General features: G+C 25.7%; 19 protein-coding genes. 4 read left to right on the forward strand and 15 right to left on the reverse strand.

From position 1 onward, the window contains the following. Positions 1–98: 98 nt before the first annotated feature. The 7 genes from AB0T67_RS12190 to AB0T67_RS12220 form a co-directional block, all read right to left on the reverse strand. Positions 99–1,145, reverse strand: a complete 1,047-nt coding sequence (locus AB0T67_RS12190) for a hypothetical protein (protein ID WP_369220543.1) — start codon at positions 1,143–1,145, stop codon at positions 99–101. Continuing rightward, a complete protein-coding gene (locus tag AB0T67_RS12195) occupies positions 1,138–1,956 on the reverse strand; it encodes a hypothetical protein (protein WP_369220544.1) in 819 nt (272 codons plus the stop codon). The genes AB0T67_RS12190 and AB0T67_RS12195 overlap by 8 nt, the downstream gene beginning before the upstream one ends. 30 nt (positions 1,957–1,986) lie before the next feature. Beyond that, a complete protein-coding gene (locus tag AB0T67_RS12200) occupies positions 1,987–2,553 on the reverse strand; it encodes a hypothetical protein (RefSeq protein ID WP_369220545.1) in 567 nt (188 codons plus the stop codon). Between the two features lie 108 nt (positions 2,554–2,661). Next, positions 2,662–2,958 carry a hypothetical protein gene (locus tag AB0T67_RS12205; protein WP_214984094.1) on the reverse strand — a complete coding sequence of 99 codons (297 nt, stop codon included), beginning with the start codon at positions 2,956–2,958 and terminating at the stop codon, positions 2,662–2,664. A gap of 64 nt (positions 2,959–3,022) precedes the next feature. After that, positions 3,023–3,775: a ParA family protein gene (locus AB0T67_RS12210; protein WP_369220546.1), complete on the reverse strand. Its 753-nt coding sequence runs from the start codon at positions 3,773–3,775 to the stop codon at positions 3,023–3,025. 58 nt (positions 3,776–3,833) lie between these two features. Further along, positions 3,834–6,251, reverse strand: a complete 2,418-nt coding sequence (locus AB0T67_RS12215) for a DnaB-like helicase C-terminal domain-containing protein (protein ID WP_369220547.1) — start codon at positions 6,249–6,251, stop codon at positions 3,834–3,836. Between the two features lie 72 nt (positions 6,252–6,323). Then, positions 6,324–7,265: a tyrosine-type recombinase/integrase gene (locus tag AB0T67_RS12220; RefSeq protein WP_369220548.1), complete on the reverse strand. Its 942-nt coding sequence runs from the start codon at positions 7,263–7,265 to the stop codon at positions 6,324–6,326. Between the two features lie 300 nt (positions 7,266–7,565). On the opposite strand from AB0T67_RS12220, the gene AB0T67_RS12225 reads away from it, so the two are divergent. The 4 genes from AB0T67_RS12225 to AB0T67_RS12240 all read left to right on the forward strand — a co-directional run bounded on the left by AB0T67_RS12225 (position 7,566) and on the right by AB0T67_RS12240 (position 12,988). Continuing rightward, positions 7,566–8,312, forward strand: a complete 747-nt coding sequence (locus tag AB0T67_RS12225) for an HNH endonuclease (protein ID WP_369220549.1) — start codon at positions 7,566–7,568, stop codon at positions 8,310–8,312. 57 nt (positions 8,313–8,369) lie between these two features. Next, entirely contained in the window at positions 8,370–9,692 is a 1,323-nt protein-coding gene (locus AB0T67_RS12230; protein WP_369220550.1) for a hypothetical protein, read from the forward strand. Between the two features lie 187 nt (positions 9,693–9,879). Beyond that, positions 9,880–12,081 (forward strand): hypothetical protein, encoded by a 2,202-nt coding sequence (locus tag AB0T67_RS12235; RefSeq protein WP_369220551.1) that lies wholly within the window; start codon positions 9,880–9,882, stop codon positions 12,079–12,081. Between the two features lie 55 nt (positions 12,082–12,136). Further along, complete coding sequence (locus AB0T67_RS12240) at positions 12,137–12,988, forward strand: viperin family antiviral radical SAM protein (RefSeq protein WP_369220552.1); 852 nt, start codon at positions 12,137–12,139, stop codon at positions 12,986–12,988. Between the two features lie 66 nt (positions 12,989–13,054). On the opposite strand, the gene AB0T67_RS12245 is transcribed toward AB0T67_RS12240, so the two are convergent. The 8 genes from AB0T67_RS12245 to hsdR all read right to left on the reverse strand — a co-directional run bounded on the left by AB0T67_RS12245 (position 13,055) and on the right by hsdR (position 23,936). After that, positions 13,055–14,041 carry a type II toxin-antitoxin system HipA family toxin gene (locus tag AB0T67_RS12245; protein ID WP_369220553.1) on the reverse strand — a complete coding sequence of 329 codons (987 nt, stop codon included), beginning with the start codon at positions 14,039–14,041 and terminating at the stop codon, positions 13,055–13,057. A 2-nt stretch (positions 14,042–14,043) separates the two neighbouring features. Beyond that, complete coding sequence (locus AB0T67_RS12250; protein WP_369220554.1) at positions 14,044–14,367, reverse strand: HipA N-terminal domain-containing protein; 324 nt, start codon at positions 14,365–14,367, stop codon at positions 14,044–14,046. After that, entirely contained in the window at positions 14,367–14,573 is a 207-nt protein-coding gene (locus AB0T67_RS12255; RefSeq protein WP_214984084.1) for a helix-turn-helix domain-containing protein, read from the reverse strand. The genes AB0T67_RS12250 and AB0T67_RS12255 overlap by 1 nt, the downstream gene beginning before the upstream one ends. Positions 14,574–14,763: 190 nt before the next feature. Next, positions 14,764–16,332 carry a reverse transcriptase domain-containing protein gene (locus AB0T67_RS12260; RefSeq protein ID WP_369220555.1) on the reverse strand — a complete coding sequence of 523 codons (1,569 nt, stop codon included), beginning with the start codon at positions 16,330–16,332 and terminating at the stop codon, positions 14,764–14,766. 416 nt (positions 16,333–16,748) lie between these two features. Further along, on the reverse strand, positions 16,749–18,473 hold the full coding sequence (locus AB0T67_RS12265; protein WP_369220556.1) for a restriction endonuclease subunit S: 1,725 nt from the start codon (positions 18,471–18,473) through the stop codon (positions 16,749–16,751). Between the two features lie 2 nt (positions 18,474–18,475). After that, positions 18,476–19,912: an N-6 DNA methylase gene (locus tag AB0T67_RS12270; RefSeq protein WP_369220557.1), complete on the reverse strand. Its 1,437-nt coding sequence runs from the start codon at positions 19,910–19,912 to the stop codon at positions 18,476–18,478. A 23-nt stretch (positions 19,913–19,935) separates the two neighbouring features. After that, positions 19,936–21,573: a DUF262 domain-containing protein gene (locus AB0T67_RS12275; protein WP_369220558.1), complete on the reverse strand. Its 1,638-nt coding sequence runs from the start codon at positions 21,571–21,573 to the stop codon at positions 19,936–19,938. Then, positions 21,573–23,936, reverse strand: a complete 2,364-nt coding sequence (gene hsdR / locus AB0T67_RS12280; RefSeq protein WP_369220559.1) for an EcoAI/FtnUII family type I restriction enzme subunit R — start codon at positions 23,934–23,936, stop codon at positions 21,573–21,575. Before hsdR ends, AB0T67_RS12275 begins: the two co-directional genes overlap by 1 nt. Positions 23,937–25,744 lie beyond the last annotated feature (1,808 nt).

Here is a 25,744-nt window from a genome sequence, read left to right on the forward strand (position 1 = left end):
ATTTTTTCGGATTTTTCGGAAAGTATAATTGCATCTTTTTTGCGCTTTATTGCGTTTTTTAAAGATTCGGATATTTCTGTTTTTTCGGGAATTGATTCCTATTCAAAGTTTTTATTTATTTTAAATATAATTTTAGGTTCTCCTGTAGTTTTAGCTGTTTCTATTTCAAAACTTTCTAATAATCCTAATTTTATCATTGTATCTATAGCTTTTTCTGTATCTTTTTTTACTTTACTTTTTCTATATTGTTTCATATAGTTTTCGGCTAGTAGGTAATAAAGTCTATCTAGCATAATTTCTGGAGTATAATTTTTAATAGATAAGTGTTTTATCAAATATTCTCTAAGAGTTAAAGTTATTTTTGATATTTTATGAGAACCATAAGCTATTATAGTTCTTCTATTTATATCGTTTGGATAGATTATAAATTTAGTATCTATTTGTCTTATAAAAATAGGGTGTAAAACTATTAGGGTCTTCTCTATTTTACTAATTTCTATTCCTTCTTTATTATATTCTCTTATTTTTAGATTTGGAAGTCTTATAATCGGCTCAAACATCTCTAATTCTATAATAGTTTTGGCTTTTTTTTCTTTTAAACGTTCTTCTTTATATCTAATTAAAAATGGTTTTTTAGAAATATCAAGTAATATATTAAATACATTATCCACATCTTTTCCACTTACTGTATTTTGTCCTTTATATTCTTTAGTTAACTGATATAAGGTTATTAATATTTGAGGAGCTATCACTCTATCTTCTCCGTATTGTACTAACTTCGGTTCTAAATTTCCTATATAGTAATCTTTTTCATTAGGATTTAAATTTTGGCTACTATGATGAAGCAATTTAGAAAGAGCATCTACTACTTTAATTTCTGCTGGTGTTAATTTAATTCCTTCTGCTACTTCTGATCTTTTTATCCCTGTTATTTCTATTTTTTGCTTGGTAGCTGGTTTTAGAATATCAAAAATAGAAGTTTGATTATTTTTGTAATTATATTTCAAGAATTGGTCTGTAACATGTCCAGAACGTTTAAAATTTCTTTCTTTTTTTAAATCTATCGATTTTTCTATATTAGGTAATCCTCTATATTCTGCATCTTTTCCTATTCCTGGTAGTGTTGGCAAGTTTTTATTATTCATCTTCTAAAATTATATTTTTAAAAAAATCATATTCTTTTTTATTTATTTCTAATTCTTCTATTTTAGGACAAATAGCATATTTTTTCAATAACTCTTGTATGTTCGGGTTTAGTACTACTTCATTTTCAGTTTCTCCATAATATTTAAGCCATGGGATTATAGGAGTATCTATTTCATCTCTAATTTCCTGTATTTTATCTTTATAAATTTTAATATTAAAACCTTGCTTATTTATATAAGCATAAAGAGCTTTTTCCCAACTTAGCCATTTTACAACTGATTTAATAACATCTTTTTTTACATTATTCATAACAGATAAAAGACTATATTGATCCATATTATTACTATAACCTTTTTCAAAATCTATTTCTAGATTTATATAACCTTCTTTATCTACCTTTTTTTTTGCAAATAAAATATTTGTGTATTGAGTTCCATTTTCTGCTATTTTTTTACGCTCTATAGGATCTTTAATTTCATGTAATATAGAATTTACCAATAGTTCTGTGTGTTCTATAGTATTCCAATTTAAAAGATACCCTCTAAGGTTTGAATAATGCATTTTAACTTCAAATAAACAGCCTTGTAAGTTCATTAACGCACTTGATACAGCATATTCTGTTTTTTTAAATTTATTCCATAAGTCTATATCTTTATCCTTTACAAAACTATTAGATAGTTCTTCAAATTCTTGATTAGTTAATAATTTTTCTTTAGCATATTTTCTTCTAGCTATATCTTCATGTATCAGTAATATTTTTTTTAAAGGAGTTCCTGTAGCTAGTATTTTATCAATATTTTTTTTAGTCATTTTTATATGTATTCTAGTTATTTAATTCTATTAATCATAATTATTAATAAAAATATAAGCATCCATTAAAGCAGAATAGGGCGCTTTAATTTTTTCTGATATATCTCTGATACTTGGTGTCATAGATATACCAACTGTATCATCCATAAGATAAGATAATGATAAAACCATGATAATAGTAGTATATTGATTAGAGCTTAATTTTTTATTCCATTTATCTGGTAGCCCATATTCTTTAGGCATTATTTTTAAAAGTTCAGGGTAAGTAGCTCCATTTTCTACAGCTAATTCTATACTACTATAATATTTAGTGTACTTAGAGTTTAAAATAATAACTTCTAATTCTTTCAGTGTTTTAGTTGTTATACTTGTTATTTTTTGAAGTTGGTCAGCGTCTTTTATTTTGATATTATAAATACTTTCTATATAATCTATTAAAACTTCTTGAGCTTGGTCTGAATTTAAATCAAATTCAAATTCAAAATCAATAATACTGGTTATTACTATATCCCAATTTTTATTTTCTTGATATACAGTTTCAATTTTATTTAAATATTCTTTATATTTTCTATTTCTTATTATTACATTATTATCCATATAATTTAATGTCTATTTTACTTCTGTAATGTAAAGTTTACAGAAGTAGATTAATATTTATTACTGATTAAACCTTTTAAAAAATAGCTTATTATTTATATTAATAATCTATTTTTTAGGTATCAATTCAATATCTCCATTCTTTTTTTCGTACTTATCAATGCTTTCTTTTAGAGCATTATTCACCACATCTTTTATTAGTTTTCTATCCCAATAAGCTATTGCTTTTAATTTTTCTAGTAAATCTTCATTGACTATAAAAGTAGCTCTAGTTTCTTTTTCTTTCGTTCCTTTTTGAGAACTTTTAGTAATTTCTTTAGTAGAAGTTTTAGGTCTTCCTACTTTTCGTTTTTCACTATCTCCTAATAGAGAGTTTAACCCTCCTGTAAAATTCTTTTTGCTCATATTTGCAAATTTAATGTTTATTTATATTATTAAATAAGTATTGTTTATTAATATTATTAAGTAATTAATGTTTACTTAGTTTTAATATTTCTTTACTTAATTTTAGATAATCCTCAGCTCCGTAACTTTTAGGATTATATCTAAAGATATCTAATCCTTGAGCGGGTGCTTCAGCTAAAGCGATATTATCTCTTATTTTCGTTTTAAATACGGAATCTTTAAAATGTATATCTATAGTTGATGCAACATCTCTATTTAATACTTTTCTTTTATCGTATTGCGTTATAAATACCCCTCCTACTTTTAGTCCTTTATTTAATCTTTTTTTAATTTTATCGACTACTTCTAGTAATTTAGTTAATCCTTGTAATGCTAAATATTGAGCTTGTAAAGGGATTAATATTTCATCCGAAGCGGTAAAACTATTTATAGTTAATAACCCTAAAGAAGGAGGACTATCGATTATAATAAAATCATAATTATCTTTAATAGGATCAATCAATTCTTTTAAAATATATTCTCTTCCTGGTTCTCCGCTCATTTCTACTTCTGCTCCAGATAAATCTAAAGTAGAAGGAATTAAATATAGTCCTTTAATTATTTCGATTGGTTGTAATTCATAATCACCTCTTAAAGCTCCGTATATATTTAATTCAGGCTCTAATACTCCTAAACTTTGGCTTAGGTTTGCTTGTGGATCTAAATCGATTAGTAAAACTTTCTTTTTAAGATTGACTAATCCAGCTCCTATATTAATACTAGACGTGGTTTTTCCTACACCTCCTTTGTGGTTACTGATACTAATTACTTTACCCATATTATTTAGTTTATCAATATTATTGTGTTTACTTTAGTTACTTTGTTTTTTTATGTTACTAAAATGATTCAACTATTTCAGTATTATTTTTAATAGTTGCTTTATTACCATTATATTCTAGTAGTTCTGTTAACCCTACTTTTCCACCTCTTTGCTTTAGTATTTCAGTATAAAAAGTATCTTTTTTATTTAGATTTTTTTTAGATATTTCATTTAGTTCTCCATCACTTCCTGTAGATTTATGATTGTTATTCCAAAAAGCGACTATTAAATTTGCGATTCTTTCTATGTCTCCAGCTTCTCCTATTTTAGTTGGATGTAAGTGTAAACAGTTCGTTACATTTCTGTTGAATTGCGCTCCTAAAATTATAGGTAATCCTGTTTCTACAGCTACATCTTTTAGCGCTACACAGATAGCTTTAATTTCTTCTTGTCTCGAATAGGTTTTATGTTTTCCTGAAGGTAGATTTAAAAGTTGTATATAATCAATAAAAACAGCTCCTATATTTGTGTTTTTATGAAGGTATCTTATCGATTCTATAAGTGTTTCAGAATTATAATTACTATAATGAATATTTAGTCTTTTAGTAGATATCAGATTTTTAAAAAAAGCATCTTTTTTTTCTTTAAAATAATTGACTGCTTCTGATTTTATATATTCTGTAGAACCAGTAGTAAAATAACTTTTTAAGGTTTTTCTATTATTAAGACTTATTTCATCATCTAAATAAGTATTTAAAGCATTGATTAAAATACTATCTCTATCTTCTTCATAACTGAAAAAATGAACCTCTTTATTTTGATAATTCTTAGCTACATTTATAGCCATATTTATTAAAAAAGTAGTTTTACCATGTGAAGTAGGCGCACATAAAATACTAATAGCTCCTGAAGGCAAAAGCAATTGTTCTTTACCTATTATATAACCTGAATTTAAACTTTCTGGTTTATTGGCTAAATTATTTCTTATTTCATCTTCTGTAATAGCACTTAGTAGATTACTAAATTCTGTCGTTTTATCTTGAAGTTTTACTTCTTTTACTTTTTTATCTATTAATTCGAGCGCCTTATTTGTGTCTCCTTTATCTTGTAAAAATTTAGCTTCAGTAAGTAATTTTTTTAATTCTTTATTTTGATTTTCTTTATCTCTATTAGCTGTTAATTTATCGATTGTAATTGTTAAACTTTCTGCTGTTATTCCTATTTCTTTGATAGGATCTAAGGAGGTAAAAAGCTTTTTATATCTATCTTTATCTATAGGATTTTTAATAATTAAAGAAGTATTTAGAACATCTTCAAGAAGATTATCTACATCTTTTGGAGTTAAAGCTCTTTTATCTTCAATAGCACTATATTTACTGAAAATTTCATGTAATTTATACTCATAATAAGGTAAAGCTTCTATTATGGCATTTTTAAAATTATCGATTCCAGCTTCTTTTATTAATCTGTCAGGATCTGTTTTTTCTCCTTCTAAAGCAGGTAAATCTACTATATAAATTTTATGAACACCTTCTTTTAAAAGAATATCAATAGCTGAATTTATTCTTTTTGATGTTTCTTGTTTTTTACTTATTTCTTTATCGAAACATAAAGTAAAACTTTTAGCACCTCTTTTAATAGCGTCTTTTACTTGTTCGGAAGATATATTGCTACCTCCTGTAGCCACTACATTTTCAATTCCTTTTGATGTAGCACTTAAACTGTCTAATTCTCCTTCTACTATTATTATATCTTTGTTTCCTTTTACTGCTAATAGATTAAAAAAACCGCCTAATCTATCTAATCCTGTAGAGTTTAAATATTTTGGAGTGGCTGTTCCTGTGGTTCTAAATTTGAAGCCTTTTATAGTACTTCCACTTCTGTAAGGAATTGTAAGTTGATGAGTATCACCTATTCCTTTATTTAATTTGATAATTTCATCTACTAATATTTTAGGATGATTTTTAGTTTCTGTTAGATATTTATAAAGTTGATTTTGTGAAGGAATATATCCCAGTTCCATCGATTTTATATCATCTTTAGAATAGCCTCTTGAAGTTAAATAAGTTTTAATTTCATCTGGATTATTATTTTCTAAACAGTAAATAAAATAGCTGTTACAGTCTTCTAATATGTTGGCTGTATCTTTAAAATTTTTGTAGTTATCTTGATTGAAATCAGTATTTTTAGGTAATTTTAAGTTTGCTACATCGGCTAAAGTTTTAACAGCCTCTATAAATTCGACTTTATCTCTTTGAATAACATAATTCACAATATTTAAAACATCACCTCCTTGTTCTAAAATACAACTTATAGCTTTTTTAGTGATGACTGTTTTATCTTCTCTATTTTTATGAGCAGAACCGTTTAAATAGGTTTTACTTTTCCAGCCTCCACTATACTTTTTGAAATTGTGTTCTGGTAAAGCAATATCTATTACCTCAAATAAATTAGGGTAAAGTTCATATTGAAGCCAGTTATTTATATTACTCATATTATTGTGTTTACTTGAATTACTATAGTTATTTAATAATCTTAAATTATCAATATTATTTTGGGTTTAAATTTAATATAAATTATCGATTAAAGCTTCGCCACTATTCTCTAATCTTCGTTCTTCATTTAAAGTAGCTGTATAAATTTGAGTAGTTGCAGGATTTGTATGTCTAAGTGTAAATTGCGCCATTTCTATAGAACCTCCAGCTTTTAAAATATTAATTGCTGTAGTATGTCTAAGACTGTGTGCTGTAAAATTTTTAGAATCTAAACCGATTTCTTTTAATCCTTCTTTAGCTATATAACTTATTGTTCTTGTGGTTAATCTATTTCCTTTAGAATTATTAGAAGTAGAAGTAAATAAAGGTGCTAATTTTTTTATGTTACCTCTATTTTTTAAATAAGCTTCTATAGGTTTGTAAGTTTTATCAGTAAGAATAACAAAATTATCTTTTTCATCTCTGCCTTTTCCATGTACAAGTAGGACTCTTTGAGAACCTTTAAATATGATATCTTCGATATTAGCTCTAATTACTTCTATTGTTCTTAATCCAGTTCTTAACAGTAAATTAATTATGGCGTAATTTCTTAGATTTTTATCTTTATAATAATTAAGTAAAGCTGTAGCTTGTGATGGAAGTAATGCTTGTTTTTTAAATTGCGATTTTCTTTTAGGAGTTTTAATTCCTTTAGTAATATTAGGATAATATTTATTAGCTTCTGTCCATTCGTAAAAACGCCTAACAGATGTTATGTAAGAACCTACCGTTAAATTACTCATTCCTGAGCTTAGTAAATTTTCTTTATATTCTATTATTTGCGGTCTGGCTATTTCTGAAAGTAAATAGTTTTTAGCAGTAACCCAATTAAAATATTGTTTTAAAGTTCGTCTATATAATTTTTTAGAGCTTTGCTTTATATCTTGAGATTCTATAAAATCATTGACTAATTTTATGATTTCTTTAGATGGTACTTTAACTATGTCTTGAGTCTGTTTAATTGCTAAATACATAATATAGTAATTGTTTTTTAGTATAACGAATATACTAATATTATTTAGATTACATTAATTACTTGTGTTATTTTAATTACTAAGTAAACATTAAAATAAAAAAATCATTAAATATAACCTAAGGTAATATTTTATCTTATTTACATAAAGTACTTTACGTGAAATTAAAATATACTATTTATCAATTATTTTTATATATTAGTAGTATCATTTTTTTATATAAATGTTGTTTTTTATCTTATGTTAATGTCTTTTTTAATTCAAAAAAAAATTATTATTTATATATCTATTTTATATAAAATGAAAAATTATAAAAAATCATATCAAAATAATAAATGGATTATTTTTTCTGCAAAAGTAAAATTAAGAGATGGAAATAAATGTCTGAAATGTGGAAGAACTGAATCTGAAGTTATTTTACAAACTCATCATAAAACTTATAAGCCAAATTTTGAGCCGTGGGATTATCCTTTAAGTGATTGCATAACTCTTTGTAAAGGTTGTCATTCAAGAGAACACGGATTATTAGAACCTGATACAGGATGGACATTAATTTCAATTGGAGATTTGGGTGGTTTATATGGGGTTTGTGAAAGGAAAGATTGTGGAACAGAAATTAGATATGAGCATATAACGTATCATCCAAAATGGGGAGAAAAAATTGTTGGAAGTACTTGTATTGAATATTTGACAAGAGAAGACCAGTTTTTAAGTGGTGAAGTTTTGAAAATATTTAGAAAAATAAGTGATTTTATTAATAAATCTATTTGGAAGGAAGGTTTAACTAAAAAAGGAAACACCTATTTATTTACGATACATTCTCACAGTCAAATTAGAATTTATGGAAAAGGTAATTATTATTCTTTTCAGATTTTATTAAAAAATAAAGGAGAAAAATGGTTTGATTTTAAAGATTTTATAAAAGTCAAACAAGGAAAGAATTTAGAACAGGTTAAAGAACTTGGGTATATAGTTTTAAAAGGGTTATTAACCGAAAAAGAAGAAGAGAAAAAATTACTTCGTAATATTTACTCAAAAATACGATAAAAAAATAATTATGAGTTAATAAAACATCAGCTAAATTCTTTAAAAATAAAACTCACTATGAATGAAAGATTCCTGAAAATATCAAAAAATAATATTTACTTTACAAATAATGATTTTATTGAATTACGACAAACAAATTTTCCTGAAAATAGTTTGAGTTTTAAATATCATTTAGATATTTATTTAAAAGTTGAAATTTCAAATTTTAATAAACAATTAAAATCTTTAGATGTTAAAATTATTGATTACAAGCCAACAGATTTTCATGATTTTAATAATCAAAAATCAAAAAAAAAGATAGAAAAAATAGCATTTAAAGAATTAGAATGGAGTAAATTAGAAAAACTTCTGAGTAGCTATAAAAATAATTTACCTGAAAAAATACCAGAAGCTTTTGAAAAAGGTTTGAATAACTATTCTGAAAAAACAGAACCCTCTCATTATCTAGAATCAATAGATTTTTCCGAACCAAAAACAATAGGAGTTAATCTAATCAAACTAAAAGAAGTTAAACCTTTATTAACTCCAATAGAAGATAAAATTCAAATTATTGATTTTGAGTTTTATGAATGTTTTAAAAATTCAACGTTTCATTTAGGATATGTTTCCTTCAAAAAAAAATTTGATAACTTAATTTCTACAATCGAAATTAAAATTTATAACGAAAATATATTACCAGAATATGATTATATAAAAAAATACTTTTCTAATCATTTTGATAATGGAATATTTAATATATCAACTAAAATTGAAATAAAAAATCAAGAGATATTAAGTGTAAGTAGTTCTTCTAAAGAAATTGAAGCAATTAATAATCAAATTATAGATTCAATTAAAGAACAAAGAATTTTAAAAACGATTGATTTAATAGATGATATTGAAAATGAAAAAAACACATTTACCGCAGATGAAATTTTATCAAAAGTAGATAATTCAATCAATATATTTAAGGAAACTGAAGAAGATCTAATAAACTTAATTCTGGAATTAAAAAGTCCACGGAATAAAAAACAATTAATTTATTTAGCTAGTAAAAAACACAATCAAATTGAAAAAATAAGATTTACATTAAAACCTCTTTTTAGATTTATATTTTTTATTGAAGGAAAAGAAAATAATCATATTTGCTGGGAACTTCTTAATTCTCATGCAACATATCTTTGGACTTTCAAAAAAACAATACCTATCAGTCTTATTATAGAAGAATCTGAAATTAATATTAATACAATAAAACAAATTGGTAGGCAAAAATATAGAAAACAAGTTAAGAAAAACGAACTTGAAACTAATGCTAAATTTAGCGTTATAAATCATTCAAAATCAAAACAAAAAGAAGAATTTAATCTTTGGAAAAATAAATTAGAATCGAAATTGAAATAACAAGATAGTAGCTGTTTTTAAAATATTAAATCAACTTCTTGTTAAATTGAACTTATTTTTTCGGCTATAAATTTTTTTTGACTAAAATTTAAATAGGCTCTTTATATATAGTTTAATAAATTTTAATCTATATTTGCATTATTCAATACTTAGAATAACCTTTTTGGTAAACTTTAAATTTTAAGTAATGAATAAAAATACATTAAAATCAGAATTACAAGATTTAGAAAAAGAAATTTTTTCTAAAGTATTGTCATACGTAAAATCAACAAATTGTTATTCTTTTTCTGAAAGGAAAAATAAATATTGTGATTTGTTTTGGCAATCTACCTTACCTACAAAATGGTTCAGTGAATTTATTAAAGAATCTTTCTTAGATGATTTTTTATTTGGTTATTTTTCTAAAGAAGAAAATGTAAATAATGATTTTTTAAAGTTATTAATAAACTCTAATAAAAAATCTACTTTAAAACAAATTATTAAGCTTACGGAAAGTTTTACTAAAAAAAATCATTGGGATAGTTTTTTAGTATTTCAAAAAGAATCAGAGTTTAAACAATTTTATAAGGAGTTAAAATATATAAAAAATAACCGTAATTATTGGAATTTAGAATCTGATAAATTTATAGGTTATATAGATGATATTGATTACGAAGATATTTTAATTCAAACAATTTCTTATTTTGAACAGTTTAAACGTTATTCTAAAAAAACTGTTGGAAACAGAGCTATTATTATCAGTTACGAATCTGTTTTAATTTCAATTTTAAATACGATATTAAATTTAAAAAAGGAATCGGATTTAAATAAAAAGATAGAAATAAAAAACAAATATAGTAATGAAATATTTAAATTCCAGACAGAACAGGAGCTTCCTGTTATTCGTCCTATGGAGTCTTTTAATAATCCTTTGTTAATACCTAAAGAAAAAATTAGTGATCAGAAAAAGAAATTTCGAGAACTTGTCGAATTTCTATTTGCAAAACATGATAATGAATATCAAATAAATAAATACTTAACTGGATTAGCTAACTTTGAATTAATAGATGACCTAGAAGCAGAATTAAGCACTAATAAAAATTATAGTTTATATAGGAAAACATTAGAAAGAGGTAGTTATGACGAAACGTATTTCGGAAATGAAATAACTAAAAGAACTCAAGCATTAAAAGATATAAAAGAATTACCTACTCTTTGGGAAAAGGAGTTTAAACTTAGTATGTTTACATCTATTGAGTATTTTAAGTTTTTAAAAATACCTCTTGTAATAAATGATAGACATAGTAAATCTGAAATTAATTTAGAAAAAGTATTATTATTTTTAAAAACGTTCTCTAAATTATTTATGCCTCAAGGTCGCATTATGGGATTAAAAAGAAAGCTACCAAGTGATTTTATAAATTTATTTGATTCAGATTATATTGTTAGTTATAAGGAAGATGATTTCATTGAAAAATGTCAAGAATATTTTAATTGGTCTAAAACTGAAATTGAAACAATAATAAATTTTCTTACAACAGATTTAAGTTCAAATAGAAGGTTTAAAATAGATATAATAAAAAGACCTTTTATCAAGATTGGAAATCAGTATGTTTGGCTTTCAAGTTTTCTTAGAGATAGAAGGTGGGAAATTATTTTACATGAAAAAATAGTAGCTGATAAATTAATAAATCACAAAATTCAATCAGCTAAAAAAGAGAAATACATATCTAATACTTTCAAGAAAGTAAAATTTAATTCTATCTCTAGTTATTGCTATAAAAGTGATAGATTAAGAGGAGAAATTGATGTTTTAGCTTTTAAGAATAATACTTTGTTTATCTGTGAATTAAAGTCAACTTATGTCGAAGAAGATATGATGAAGACCTCAAAATATGAGACTTTAAAGTTTAACTCAAAAGCATCAGAGCAGTTATCTAAAGCTAAAAATTATATTCTAGATAATTTTGAAGAAATAAACGCTATCGAAGAATTAAATATAAATTGTAAAAAAGAAGATCTAAAAATAATAACGATAATTATTTCTAACATTTACCAATCTGACAATTTGATATTTAATAATGAACATATTAAAATTAGTCTTTTCGAATTATTAATTATTCTTAAAAATGACCTTTATAATATGTTAGTCTCAAAAAGTGAAAATGCTATTTTAGATTTTGGATCTGATATACCAATGGGTAAACTTTTCGGTAAAGAAAGTAATTTATCAGATGTAAAAAAAGAAGATTCTAACTTGTGGGAAGATTCAAAAGAATGTACGCCTAATGATATAATATCTGTAATAAAAGAAAATAAGGTTTGGAAACATCAAGAAACAGAAAAAGCAAATACTATTGAAAACATTGAATTATCAGAGTTTGACAAAAATTATAAATACCTAAAATAACATTACTTATAAATACTTGTGTAAGCTAATCGCTAAACTTTAAAACACAAAAAAAATGAGTAAGTTAGTAGATAATAGCGTTATTCCAGTAGTAAATTATCACTTATGGAAAGCTTGTAATTATAAATGTAAATTTTGTTTTGGAACGTTTAATGATGTTAAAAAAAACAACCTTAAAACAGAAGAAGCTAAACAAGTAGTTCAAAAAATTGTAGATTATGGATTTGAAAAAATAACATTTTCTGGAGGAGAACCAACTTTATGTAAAGATTTATCTGAATTATTAAAAATAGCTAAAAAAGGAGGAATGACAACTTCTATTGTTACAAATGGAAGTATGCTTAATTATGAATGGTTAAATAAAAATAAAAAATATTTAGATTGGATAGCTATCAGTATAGATAGTGTTGATTTAGATACCAATATTAAATCAGGTAGATTCAATAAAAAAAATGGTTTTACTAGAGATACATATATTGAATTAATTAATCTAATAAAAGATCTTGGTTTCAAGCTAAAAATAAATACTGTTGTATCAAATTATAATAAAAATGAAAATCTTACAGACTTTATTAACCAAGTAAAACCTTTAAGATGGAAAATATTTCAAGCGTTACCTGTTGAAATTCAAAATGATGAATTCAAAAATGATTTTATCATTACTCAATCAGAATTTAATAATTTTTTAGAGAGACATAAAGATTCGTCTTATATTAAAGAAAGTAATTATGATATGAAAGGCTCTTACATAATGATTGACCCAATAGGTAGATTCTTTGATAATTCAAAAGGTATTCATAAATACAGTTCTAAAATTAATTCTGTAGGTATGAAATCTGCACTTTCTGAGCTAAACTATTGCTTTAAAAAGTTTATAAATAGAGAAGGTTTATATAATTGGAAATAAAAATATTTAAAAAGCTCAAAACTCTATAAACTAGTTTTTTGAGCTTTTTTTATGTAAAATATATAACTACACTCTCAATAATTTTTTAAGCCTTGTTTGATATGCTTGTGTATAATTTCGTTTTAATTTTTCACTTAAAAAAGAAGCATCAATAAGAGATAAAACTGCTTCTTTTTTTGAAGTTAAATTATTAAATACTTTTTCTATTTGTTTTTTTGAGATGCCAGCTTTTTCTCCTAAAATAAAAAATTGTGTTGTGATTTTTCCTTGTGCTAAATTAGGAGGTAATAAACCATCTTCTAAGGCAAAATCAGTATCATCTATATGGATTCTACTATTTAATAAATCATAAGCTGGACTTAATTTAAAATCTCCTAAAGGAGTTTCTATTAAAGAGAAATTTTTAAAATGAGCATCGCCATTAGAAAACAAGTAATTAAAAAGTATTAGTTTAAATAATTTAATAGATTCGATAGTATAAGCAGGTGTATATTTTTTTAAAATTGTAAAAAGTTCCAAATAATTACCAACATATTTAAAGTCTTCACCATGAGTTTGGGGTGTTCTTTCCGATAATGAAGCAAAATCTTCTTGCGCCCATTTACTACCATCTTTTTTAATATCAAAACGCTTTGTAATATATGCAGGATCTCCATTTTTAAAGAAAATAAGCGCATTTTCTGCGGTTTCAATATCAAAAATTTGTCTGGCAATTTGCATTGTTAAATGCTCGTTTGCGGGCATTTCATTTGAATATTTACCTACATTTGGTATTGGTTTTAAAATATATTGACCTTGTTCATTTTCATGAATTAAACGTAATTTATTTTTATCTAATAAAACAGAAAATTTTTCTTGTACACCAGAAATAGACATTCTTTTTCTGTTATCTGTAAACAATAAATCTGTACTTTGATTACTCGATGGCGAATCATAATTTAAAATAGGACTTACTTTTTTTCCATAAAAAACACGTCTTAAAGCAGTATTACTGTAGGTATTATTATTTTTTGCAAGTGTACTTGGGCAATTTGTTATTTCTGATAAAATCATTGTTATTCAATTTTTTTGATAGTAACAGCGCCAATAGTATCTTGTTTTGCTGTAGTAATTAATATTCCAAAATGATCTTTACTATCTATTCTATTTTCATAACAAACAGTTTGTTTATTAGAGCCTTCTGGTAACATATTATAGAAAAAAGAAAATAAATAATCAGAACAATATTCTTGTTGTGTTTTGGGTAAGGTTAAACTAATTCCTGGTTTATTAGAATCGTTAAACCATTCATCAGAATATTTAAATATAAAAGTACCAGTATCTAATTGCGTTAATATTCCTGCAATTTCTTTTTTATATAATACGTTTGCTTCTCTCATTATTTAATACTTACATTTTTAACGATAAAAGTTAGTTCAACTCCTAAGGCATCACCTAATTTATTTAGTGTTTCTAGTGTCGGATTTCCTTTGCCACTTTCAAACTGTTTGAGCGTACGTAAACCAACACCAGAAAGATCAGCAAGCATTTCTTGTGTTACATTTAAGTTTTCTCTACGATTTTTTATAATATCTATTAAGTGCATTATATGGCTCTTTTAATGTAAATATACACTTTTTAATTTATTTCAAAGTTAAAAAGTGCTTTTTATCGCACTTTATGTATTATATTTTTACAATAAAAACTTTCAATTATCAAAAATAATAAACATAGTAATTTAATATTATTGAAATTACTGAATAAACAATAAAAGTAATAGTTTCAATAAAAAGATATTATTTTTTAAGTTTTATCTCTTTAATTAATTTATTCCAAGATTTTTTAGTTTGCTTTTTAATTTTGTTTTTAGTCATTACTTTTGAGGCTTTATTTGAATACGACAAAAAATTACCCCAATCATAAGAATCAGATTTTTTAAAACCTTGAATGGATTCATCCCAAAGCCATTTTCTTTTTCTATCTGCTCCTTTATAAGAGAATTTTTTTAAAATTCGTCCTTTAAAAATCTGTCCTTTATTTTTACCTTTTTTAGCATAATGTTTAGAACGCCAAACGGTTTTTTTCATCTTCCTATAAAAAGAAGATATACTTGCAGAACGTACTAAAGTAGTTTCTCCATCAAATTCAAAACCTAAATAAATAAAGTTTTTATTCGGATTTATTTCTTTTTTAAACTCTTGACCGCAACTAAGTATTCCTTGTTTATTTTTAAAATGAAATATCTGTGTTTTAGATTCCTGAATTTTTAATTTAACTTTTTTTATTTCAGACATCGCTAAATTAAGAATCTCATCCTTTTTAGCTAAAGGACATACAATTACCATATCATCGGAATATCTTCTGTAAATCCCTTCTTTTTTAATAAAATCATTAATTGTTTTATCGAAATTTAAAAGATATGCGTTCGCTAATAAAGAACTTATTGGTGAACCTTGTGGAATACCATATTGTTTAGGTAAACGTTTCTTTTTATCTTTTTTTGTTAATTTATCTTCTTTTATAAATTTGGTATTTCTTACTAATTTATTTTTCTTTTTATAAAATTCTTTTTTTGTGCAAAAAGCTACTGCATTTTGATTTTTTAAATATTTAATTTGAGAAACTTTAGCTCTTTTTCTTGGTAATAAACGTCCTTTAGAATCTCTTTTTTGAATAAATATCTTACTTTGAAATTCGTTAAATATATCAACAATATCTACATAAGTAAACCTTGTAATATGTTTATAGACATTAAAATGGTCTGGTGGTAATTTTGTTAATTTATTTTCTTTTGTACTTAATAATTGCATCCAAATATCTCGTAAAATTTTATGATTTAGCTCATCAAAAAAACTTTTAATATCAAGAGCTATTACACAAAATTCTTCTTCTGGATACTTTCTTATATAATTAAAAGTATCATTTGCAAAATCAATATTACATTTATTTGAACCTTCTTTATCTTCTGAATTTATAGGAATAGACCGATACGCAAGTATAACTTCATCTAAATCATATTCTTTAATTTTATCTTCATATTTTTTAGATAATATTTCAGAATAATAGCCATAAATTAAAGAATCTAAATGTGAAGCGTAATATAATTCCCTATTTTTAACATCAGCTTTTCTTAAAGCTTTGTTTGTTTTAGCGTCTTTAATTACTTTTCCTGTATCTTCTGAATATTCTTTTCTGAATTTCCTTTTTTTTGATGTTTTATGAATAAATGGTAAAAAAGAATGCTTTTTTATTTCTGCTGGATTTGTTACATATTCTTCCACCCAAAGAAGTCTATCCTTTTCCTTTAGTGGGAAATCTATGTGAGGATATTTTTTTAATTTAAACCAATCTTTTTTATTTTCCATTTGATAAAAAGTGAGCAGAGAAATCAACTACGAAGCATTGCTTTTAGAGTTTATTAAACTCCTGAAAAATGCATGCTCTTTCGGTTGAAAACCTAAGTTTACAACCGCCCCAATTCAAGTTGGGCGATAAATAATTAATCTATATTTGTATCTAAAATCAATGTCTCCAATGAAATCAAACAATAATGTAAATACAATTATCAGGCAATCTCTAATCATCTTGGCGATGGTCTTAGAGGTAACACAAGGTTTATCAGAACTTAATCCAATAATCTCTTGCAGTTGTAAAATACCTTGTTCTCAACAGCTTTTAATGTTAAGCTTATAAAATTTTATTTACACAAAATTCTACACCTTGAAACGCATTCTTCAGCAATTTCTCTAACTCACTAACTTTTTATTTTTTATTCATTTTTTTACCCCACAAAAACCTCTTTTAAACAACTTTTCATTAATTCTGTACTATGTACTTCACTTTGTTGTACTTCTTGCTCTAATTTATCACATAAAGACATTAAAGCATTTACTTTTTGTACGATGGCTTTTTGTTCTTCTAGGGGTGGGAGTGGAAATTTTAATTCATATAAAATCCCCAAGTTTATATTTTTTTGAGCTGTTGAAGGTGCATATTTTTCTAAATCTGATTTCATTATTGTAATAAAACACTCAACATATCTAGATGTTTCTCCTGACACTAAATTTGTAAATCCTACAACGCTATCTGGAAAACAAGCATTGAAACCTAAAACACCAGTTTCAGCAATATTCGCAGCTATTGTAATACATAATGTACCTTTATTCCACATTCGACTTTGAGCTAAACCAAAATCATTATATAGGGATTTATGAGTATTAACAATTCCTCCATTTTTTTTGGCACTAGAGACATCACCTGTTTGAACAAAAGGATATTTACCATCACTAAATAATCTGAAATCATTTCTTGGACGATGTTTTGATTTACCTCTTTCAAACAAACCAATTTCTTGCATCCTACACCAAACCCAACTTTTAGGCAATTCATAAGGAATTTCTTCTTTAGTAATTTTAGGTAATATTTTCTCTTTTTTTATCTTTTTATCTTCAATAAGTTGCGTTTTTTCTTTTTGAATACGTTTTAATAAAATAGTTGCATCTTCTGTACTCGGATTATTAGCACGCCAATCAGCCGTTAATTTTCCTTGAACGGCTAATTGTAAAACCGTTTCTCTTAACTTTTTAATATTAGTAGTTTCATTAAAAAAACTTTTAAAATGTTCTTGTAAATAATCCCACTCTTTTTTGGTGTTATTATTTGTTAATTCTTTTAATGCAGACCTTACAAAATCTTCTTTTAAACTAATACGTGAAACCGTTAATTGCTCTAATTTATCGACTTCTTTAAAAAGCATTTCTACTATTTTTACAATTTCTTTTTGTTCTTCTAGTGGTGGAATTGGAATTGGAATTTCTCCAAAATTATTTATAGAAATACCACCAATTATTCCTGTCATTTTACTTTGAAAAAGCTCAAAAAATATAGGTGTTTTATAAATTGATAATATATATACAGTTTCAATATTTCCATATTGTTCTAAAGCGTATAATTTATTACCAAAACAAATATCTTCTATTGTAATACCACATTTTTTACCAGCACTACCTCCTTCAGAGCATATTAATACTGTATTCTTATGTGCAATTTTAAATCTAGGCTCATCAAATGGTATTTTAACTCCATTATCATAATTTAAATCTTCAAAACCGTAATTAATATCTTTAGTTCCTAAATAAGAGAATCCATCTTTAAGACCTTCGTACTTTAATGCTTTAGTAGATTTATTTACACTATTTCCATTAAATATATTTCCTACTTCAATTAATCTTATCCAAACCCATTTTTCTGGTATTTCTAAATATTTTTCTTCCTTTTTTATTCGATTAATTAATTTTCCTTTTCGAACTTTTTTTTCTTTAATTAATTGAAGTTTTTCTTTCCTTATTTTCTTCAATAATTCCGAAGCAGGTTCAATATTCGTATTTTCTTTTCTCCAATTAGCCGTTAATTTTCCTTGAATTGCTAATTGTAAAATCAATCCTTTTAATTCTTTGGCATTTTTAGGATTAACCGTAAGTTCTTTAAAATGTTTTAGTAATTGCATATTTATTTTAAAGCTTCGGTTAATACGTTTATAATTTCATTTTGTATGGTAGAAATTTTATTTTCAGTAGTTCTAAATTTTTCTAATAATATTTCAGGGCTTTCTAAAGTATCTATTTCTTGATATGGATTTTTAATATCTAAGTTATAATTACGTTTTTTTATTTCATCAATAGAAACTTTCCAAGCATTTTTAGAGAATTTTTTATCTTCACGATTATTCCACCAAGATTTTTCTAAATCAAACTCTTTTATATTGATTGGTTTGGTTTTATTATAGCTTTTTACTCCATTAGGATAAGGATGTTCAAAATACCAAACTTCTTTTGTTTGTGTGCCTTTTTCAAAAAATAATAAATTCGTTTTAATACTCGTATATGGATTAAATACGCCATTTGGCAAACGAACAATAGTATGTAAATTACATTTGTCTAATAATTCTTCTTTTAAGCGTGTTTTCATACCTTCACCAAACAGTGTTCCGTCAGGTAATACAATAACACAACGCCCTTTATCTTTTAATAACTTGATAATTAAAGCTAAAAATAAATCGGCTGTTTCTTTGGTTCTAAATTTTTGAGGGAAATTTGTTTCTGTTCCATCTTCTTCGACTCCACCAAAAGGAGGATTGGAAAGAATAATATCTAATTTATCTTTTGCCCCCCAATCTGCATAGGGTTTACTTAATAAATTATCTCTACGTACTGCTGGTAAATCAAAACCATGTAGCATTAAATTAGTAGTACAAAGTAAATGTGGTAATGGTTTTTTTTCGATACCACGTATTGATTTTTGTAGTATATCTCTATCCTTAGTCGTTTCTACTTGGTTACGAATATAATCAATACTACACGTTAAAAAACCTCCAGTACCACAAGCTGGATCTAAAATACTTTCTCCTAATTGAGGATTTGTCATATCTACCATAAACTGAGTTACAGCTCTTGGTGTATAATACTCTCCTGAAGAACCTGCCGATTGTAAATCTTTTAAGATAGTTTCATAAATATCATTAAATAAATGACGGTCATCGCTATTAAAATCTATCTCATTAATTACATTTATTACTTGACGGAAAAGCGTTCCATTTTTCATAAAATTATAGGTATCATCAAAAACAGAACGTATAATTCTTGCTTGTGGACTTATAGTAATATCCAACTCTTTTAAAGCAGGGAATAACTCATTTTCTATAAATTCCATTAAAGCATCACCTGTTAATCCTTCTTCATCTGATGCCCAATTTTCCCATTTTAAGTTCTCAGGAATTGGCGATTTATAATTATCAAGTGTTATTTCCCATTCTTCTTCTTTATCGGAAAATATTTTCATAAAAAGCATCCAGACCATTTGTGAAATACGTTGTGCATCTCCATCTACTCCAGTGTCTTTACGCATTATATCACGAATGCTTTTTATGTTTGTTGTTATGTTACTCATTATTTTTTTTAGATAACTTAAAATTATATATTTTCTTCAATTAATTCTTTTTCAGATTTTGAAAATTCACCAACCTTTATTTTTTCAAATATTTTAGGCATGATTGATTTTGCACGTTCTGATATAAATGTATCAAAGTCATTATTTTTTACCGCTTTAATAGCTTCAACTGAAATAAAATGGCTTTCTAAATCTGATTTTATATTCAAGTTCTTAGAAGTATAATCAGCAATATATTCTGATGGTAATTTATTAGAAATTTCACGATTTAATCTTCCAGATATTAGTGCAAAATTAAGTAATGAATTGATTCCTTTAGCTGTTGTTCCAAATTTATCTTTTAAAGAATATGGAAAGAAATGATGATTTTCTTTACCATTAGATTTTGCAATATTAGATTTATCTAACATTACAGGAATACTATTATCAAAATCTTTAGGGTTTTCTAAAGCCATCAAACAAACAACTCCATTTTTAATAACAGATTTAGTTTGCATATTAACTTTAGCAAGTTCTTTTAATGTTAATGAAACACCAAAAACATTTTCTTGTAATTCATTGTTCACTAACCTACCTATCCAATCGGCATCATCTTTCATTTTAGTTAAACTAGAACTTGAAAAACGAGCAGAAAAAGTAGCTGTCCAAAACCAATTTTCTATAAACTGAAAATGATTTACTAAAACACTTTTCTTTATAGATTTATAAAAATAATGCTGTAAAATTGGAAGAAAAGCATTGTAAGGTAAATAACTAATAAAACGAACGCCAAATATCTTTACAAAATCTAAAGTTAGCCGAATACTTTCTGCTGTTTTATCCCAAAACTCATCACATATTTCAGCGGTTAAGTTTAATTGATTTTTATTTTTACAATCTCCAAAAGCATTTAATGCTAAAGATTGAATAAATACTTCATTTTCTACACCTCCAAAAGCTTTTACATTTATTTCTGAATTAAATGTTTTTATCTTATCTCTTAAATCAAAATCAGGAGACCAGGCACTAGCGTGAACTAAATCGAATAGAGATAGCCTTTTACCACCTTGATTTATTCTTTCAAAAATGGTAACAACTTCATCCAGTTCCATTTTTAAAGTTTTAATTATGCTTATAGGATAATCAGAAAAAGTTCGATAACAATTACTCCAAGTTTGATGAAAATTAGTATCATTTTCATTATCATATAATACATATTTAGTTAGGACTTTTCCATATTCTAATGTGTCAAAAAGTTTCCAAGCAGGAATATTATGATTTTCATTTTTAAGACGTGGAATATGAAATATTTTTTTCTCAAGATTATAACAAATTGAAGAAAAGTCTGTATTACCTATTGTTTTTCCTTTTAAAGCAACATAAAGAGAAGTAATACGTTGTTGTCCATCTAAAATAAAACTAAAATAATTTGATTCTGGATTTTCAGGTAAATTTAAGTCTTTAATCTCACGACAAAAGTTTTTATATTCTTTACCTGCTTCCCAGATAAAAAATGATCCAATAGGATATTGACTTTGTATACTATTAAGTAATTTTACTATTTTACTTCTCTCCCAAACATATCCACGTTGAAATCTGGGGATTTTCATATTACCATTTTCTAATTGGTTGAAAATTTTTTGAAGATTCCAATTATTTATAATTTCAATTCTTTGTTCCATTAAGCAATATTGTATATTTCTTTTTCTAATTGTTTTACCGCCTCTTCAAAGTCTTTTCTTTTACCAAAAGCTCTTACTAATTCTACTGGCGATCCCATTTGATTTAATGGTTTTACTTTAAGTATTGCTCCTTGTTCTATGGATACAATACCTTCTTGCTCGTATTTATCTAATAAGCTGTTTAAAATTTTTTGAGCTGTTTCACTATATTTATTAAAGTAATTACGTTTACGTACATTATTAGCTCTTTCTTTCCTTGTTAAAGCAGGTTGGTCAAAAGCAATATGACATATTAAATCGAAATCATCTAAATCTAATCCTACATCTTCACGTAATATATCTAATAAAACGCCATGTTCGGCTAATTCCTTTATAAGTTCTTCTTTTTTTTCAGAATCAGTCCATTTTTGGATAAAATCATCTAAAGAAGCATATTCTTTTGTTATATTTTTTCTTGAATAATCTTTTAAAGATTCTGTAATTAATTTTCCATCTTTTCCGTAATACTGTACACGTTCATTTACTACCGAAACAGGAATATTATTTATATAATATTTTTTGATTTTTTCATCTCCTCCATCAATAGTTACATCAGGTGTAGTTGGTTTAAATACATCAGGCTCTAATGTATTTTCATTATCAGGTTCTATAATTTCATCTGGAGGTAATATAGGTTCATGTACTGCAGGTTCATAAATTTGAACAGGCGAACCATCAAAATCTGGTCTTGCAAAAATATTAGTAGCTTTTCTAAAATCCATAATTGTAAAATAGACTTTTCCTTCTGCTTCTCTAATTCGAGTTCCTCGACCAATAATTTGTTTAAATTCTCCTACAGATTGTATATTAGATTCTAATACAATAACTTTTACCATTTTGGTATCAATTCCTGTAGTTAGCATTTTAGAAGTAGTAGCAATAACAGGAAAACGCTCTTCAACATCTGTAAAATTATCTAATTCTTTTTTACCTACTTCATCATCACCCGTTATTTTTACACAATAGTTCCAATGTTTAGCTACTAAATCTGCATTTTCATTAATTAATGCTTGTCGCATTCTATTTGCATGATCTATATCTACACAAAAAACAATAGTTTTAGCAAAACGATCTGTAGCTTTTAAATATTCTGTTATTCTCTTAGCTACAATTTGTGTACGCTCATCTATGGCTAATTTTCTATCATAATCTTTTAAATTATAAATACGGTCTTCTACTTCATTTCCATATTTATCAACTAAACCAGCAGTAGGTCTCCAACCTTCATCTACATTTGTTGTAATTCTGATAACTTTGTAAGGAGCTAAAAACCCATCAGAAATACCTTGTTTTAAAGAATAAGTATAAACTGGTTCTCCAAAATATTCCATATTAGAAACCTCTTTAGTTTCTTTTGGGGTTGCTGTTAAACCTATTTGTGTAGCCGAATCAAAGTAGGTTAAAACTTCCCTCCAAGCAGAATCTTCTGAAGCCGAACCTCTATGACATTCATCAATAACTACTAGATCAAAAAAATCTTTACTAAACTCTTTATACGCATTTTTAGCCTCATCAGTACTTGTTAATCCCTGATATAAAGCAAAATATATTTGATAGGATTTATCAATTTTTCTGTTTTTTATGATGTGCATTATATCATTTCCAAAAGGAGAAAAATCACCGTTTTTTGTTTGTGTCAAAAGTGCATTTCTATCAGCTAAAAATAAAATACGTTTCTTAACACCTGTTTTCCATAAACGCCAGATAATATTAAAAGCAGTATAAGTTTTACCTGTACCTGTAGCCATAACTAAGATAATTTTATCTTGTCCTTTAGCAACAGCTTCTAATGTTCTATTAACTGCATTTTGTTGATAATATCTAGGAGTCATACCACTATCATCTGCATAGTAGTCTTTTTCTACAATTTCCTTTGATTTTGGAGTATCAATATTTTTATATTTTAAATATTTATTCCATAAAGTTTCTGGAGAAGGGAAATTATTTAATGTTAATTCTTTTTCTAAATTTCCATCTGTATTTGTTTTATCATGAAAAACAAAAGAATCTCCATTCGAAGTAAATACAAATGGAATTTGTAAAATTTCAGAATATTCTAAAGCTTGTTGCATTCCATGTCCAATAGCTTTTTTATTATCTTTTGCTTCAATAATTGCAATCGGAATATTTGACTTGTAATAAAGTATGTAATCAGCTCTTTTCCTTCTACCTCTTGTATATAATTTACCTTGTACAATGATACGTCCATCTGTAAAAGAAACTTCTTCTCTTACTTGTGTTCTCATATTCCAACCAGCTTTTTCAATAGCAGGATTTATAAACTTTGTACAAATATCTCTTTCACTTAAATTTTTCTTATTCATAAGATAAAATTAAGAAAAGAAAATGATATATAATTTAAAATATTAAATAATAATCTAATACATTTTTTTATAAAAATTAATAACATTTGTTTTCTTTAAATTAAAACACTACTTAACTAACTCTTAAAGACACTATAGTGAGATTTATTGGACTATTAACAAACTTATATACATAAGTAATAAAACATTTTAACAAGCTTTTAAATCGTTTATTTTGTTTTTTAAGAATTATTTTTTCTAAAGAGTTTAATAAAACAAAACAGCTTCCCTTTTGCGCTTTATTGCGTTTTTTAAAGATTCGGATTTTTCTGTTTTATTCTGATTAAAATGTTTTTTACTTTAGACGTAAGCATATAAACTTAACACCTACTAAAAGATTTATAAGATTTAATACAATTTATCTAAAAGATTATAAAAAGTGCTTAAATCGGCTAATTACAATCCTTTTTGCATTTTTCGGATTTTTCTGTTTTTTTTGAAAGAAGATAAATGTACTGAAAAGGGAATTTATCTCTCTAAGATACTCTAAGAGTATCTATAATACTCTAGCGTTTTTTTGACTTTTAACAATCCCTTTGTTTATAGTAGTTACAGACGTTTTTAAAAAATAAAATTGCATTGAAGTACGTAATCATTGCATCAAGGTACGTAAAAACAGCCTTAAATTGCATTAAAGTACGTAGTCATTGCATCAAGGTACGTAGTTTTGATATTCTTCTTTTTCCTGTTTTTTCGGATTTTTCGGAAAGTATAATTGTATCCTTTTTGCGTTTTATTGCGTTTTTTTTAAAGATTCGGATTTTTCTGTTTTTTCGGGAATTTCTGTTTTTTAAAAAAGATAAATGTACTGAAAAGGGAATTTATCTCTCTAAGATACTCTAAGAGTATCTATAATACTCTAGCGTTTTTTTGACTTTTAAAAACCTCTTTGTTTATAGTAGCTACAGACGTTTTTCAAAAAAAAACCTGCATGCAAGTACATAATCTCTGCACGGAAGTACATAAAAACAGCTAAAATCTGCACGCAAGTACATAGTCTCTGCACGGAAGTACATAAAAACAGCTAAAATCTGCACGGAAGTACATAGTTTTGAAAATTTGAGTTTATCTTCTTTTTCGGATTTTTCGGAAAGTATAATTGCATCCTTTTTGCGTTTTATTGCGTTTTTTTTAAAGATTCGGATATTTCTGTTTTTTCGGGAATTTCTGTTTTTAAAAAAAGATAAATGTACTGAAAAGGGAATTTATCTCTCTAAGATACTCTAAGAGTATCTATAATACTCTAGCGTTTTTTTGACTTTTAACAATCCCTTTGTTTATAGTAGCTACAGACGTTTTTTAAAAAAAAACCTGCACGCAAGTACATAATCTCTGCACGGAAGTACATAAAAACAGCTAAAATCTGCACGCAAGTACATAGTCTCTGCACGGAAGTACATAGTTTTGAAAATTTGAGTTTATCTTCTTTTTCGGATTTTTCAGAAAGTAGAATTGCATCCTTTTTGCGTTTTATTGCGTTTTTTTAAAGATTCGGATATTTCTGTTTTTTCGGGAATTTTTATTTTTTTGAAAGAAGATAAATGTACTGAAAAGGGAATTTATCTCTCTAAGATACTCTAAGAGTATCTATAATACTCTAGCGTTTTTTTGACTTTTAACAATCCCTTTGTTTATAGTAGCTACAGACGTTTTTAAAAAATAAAATTGCATTGAAGTACGTAATCATTGCATCAAGGTACGTAAAAACAGCCTTAAATTGCATTAAAGTACGTAGTCATTGCATCAAGGTACGTAGTTTTGATATTCTT

The sequence above is a fragment of the Tenacibaculum salmonis genome (assembly GCF_041053065.1).
Classification (GTDB): Bacteria; Bacteroidota; Bacteroidia; order Flavobacteriales; family Flavobacteriaceae; genus Polaribacter; species Polaribacter pacificus_A.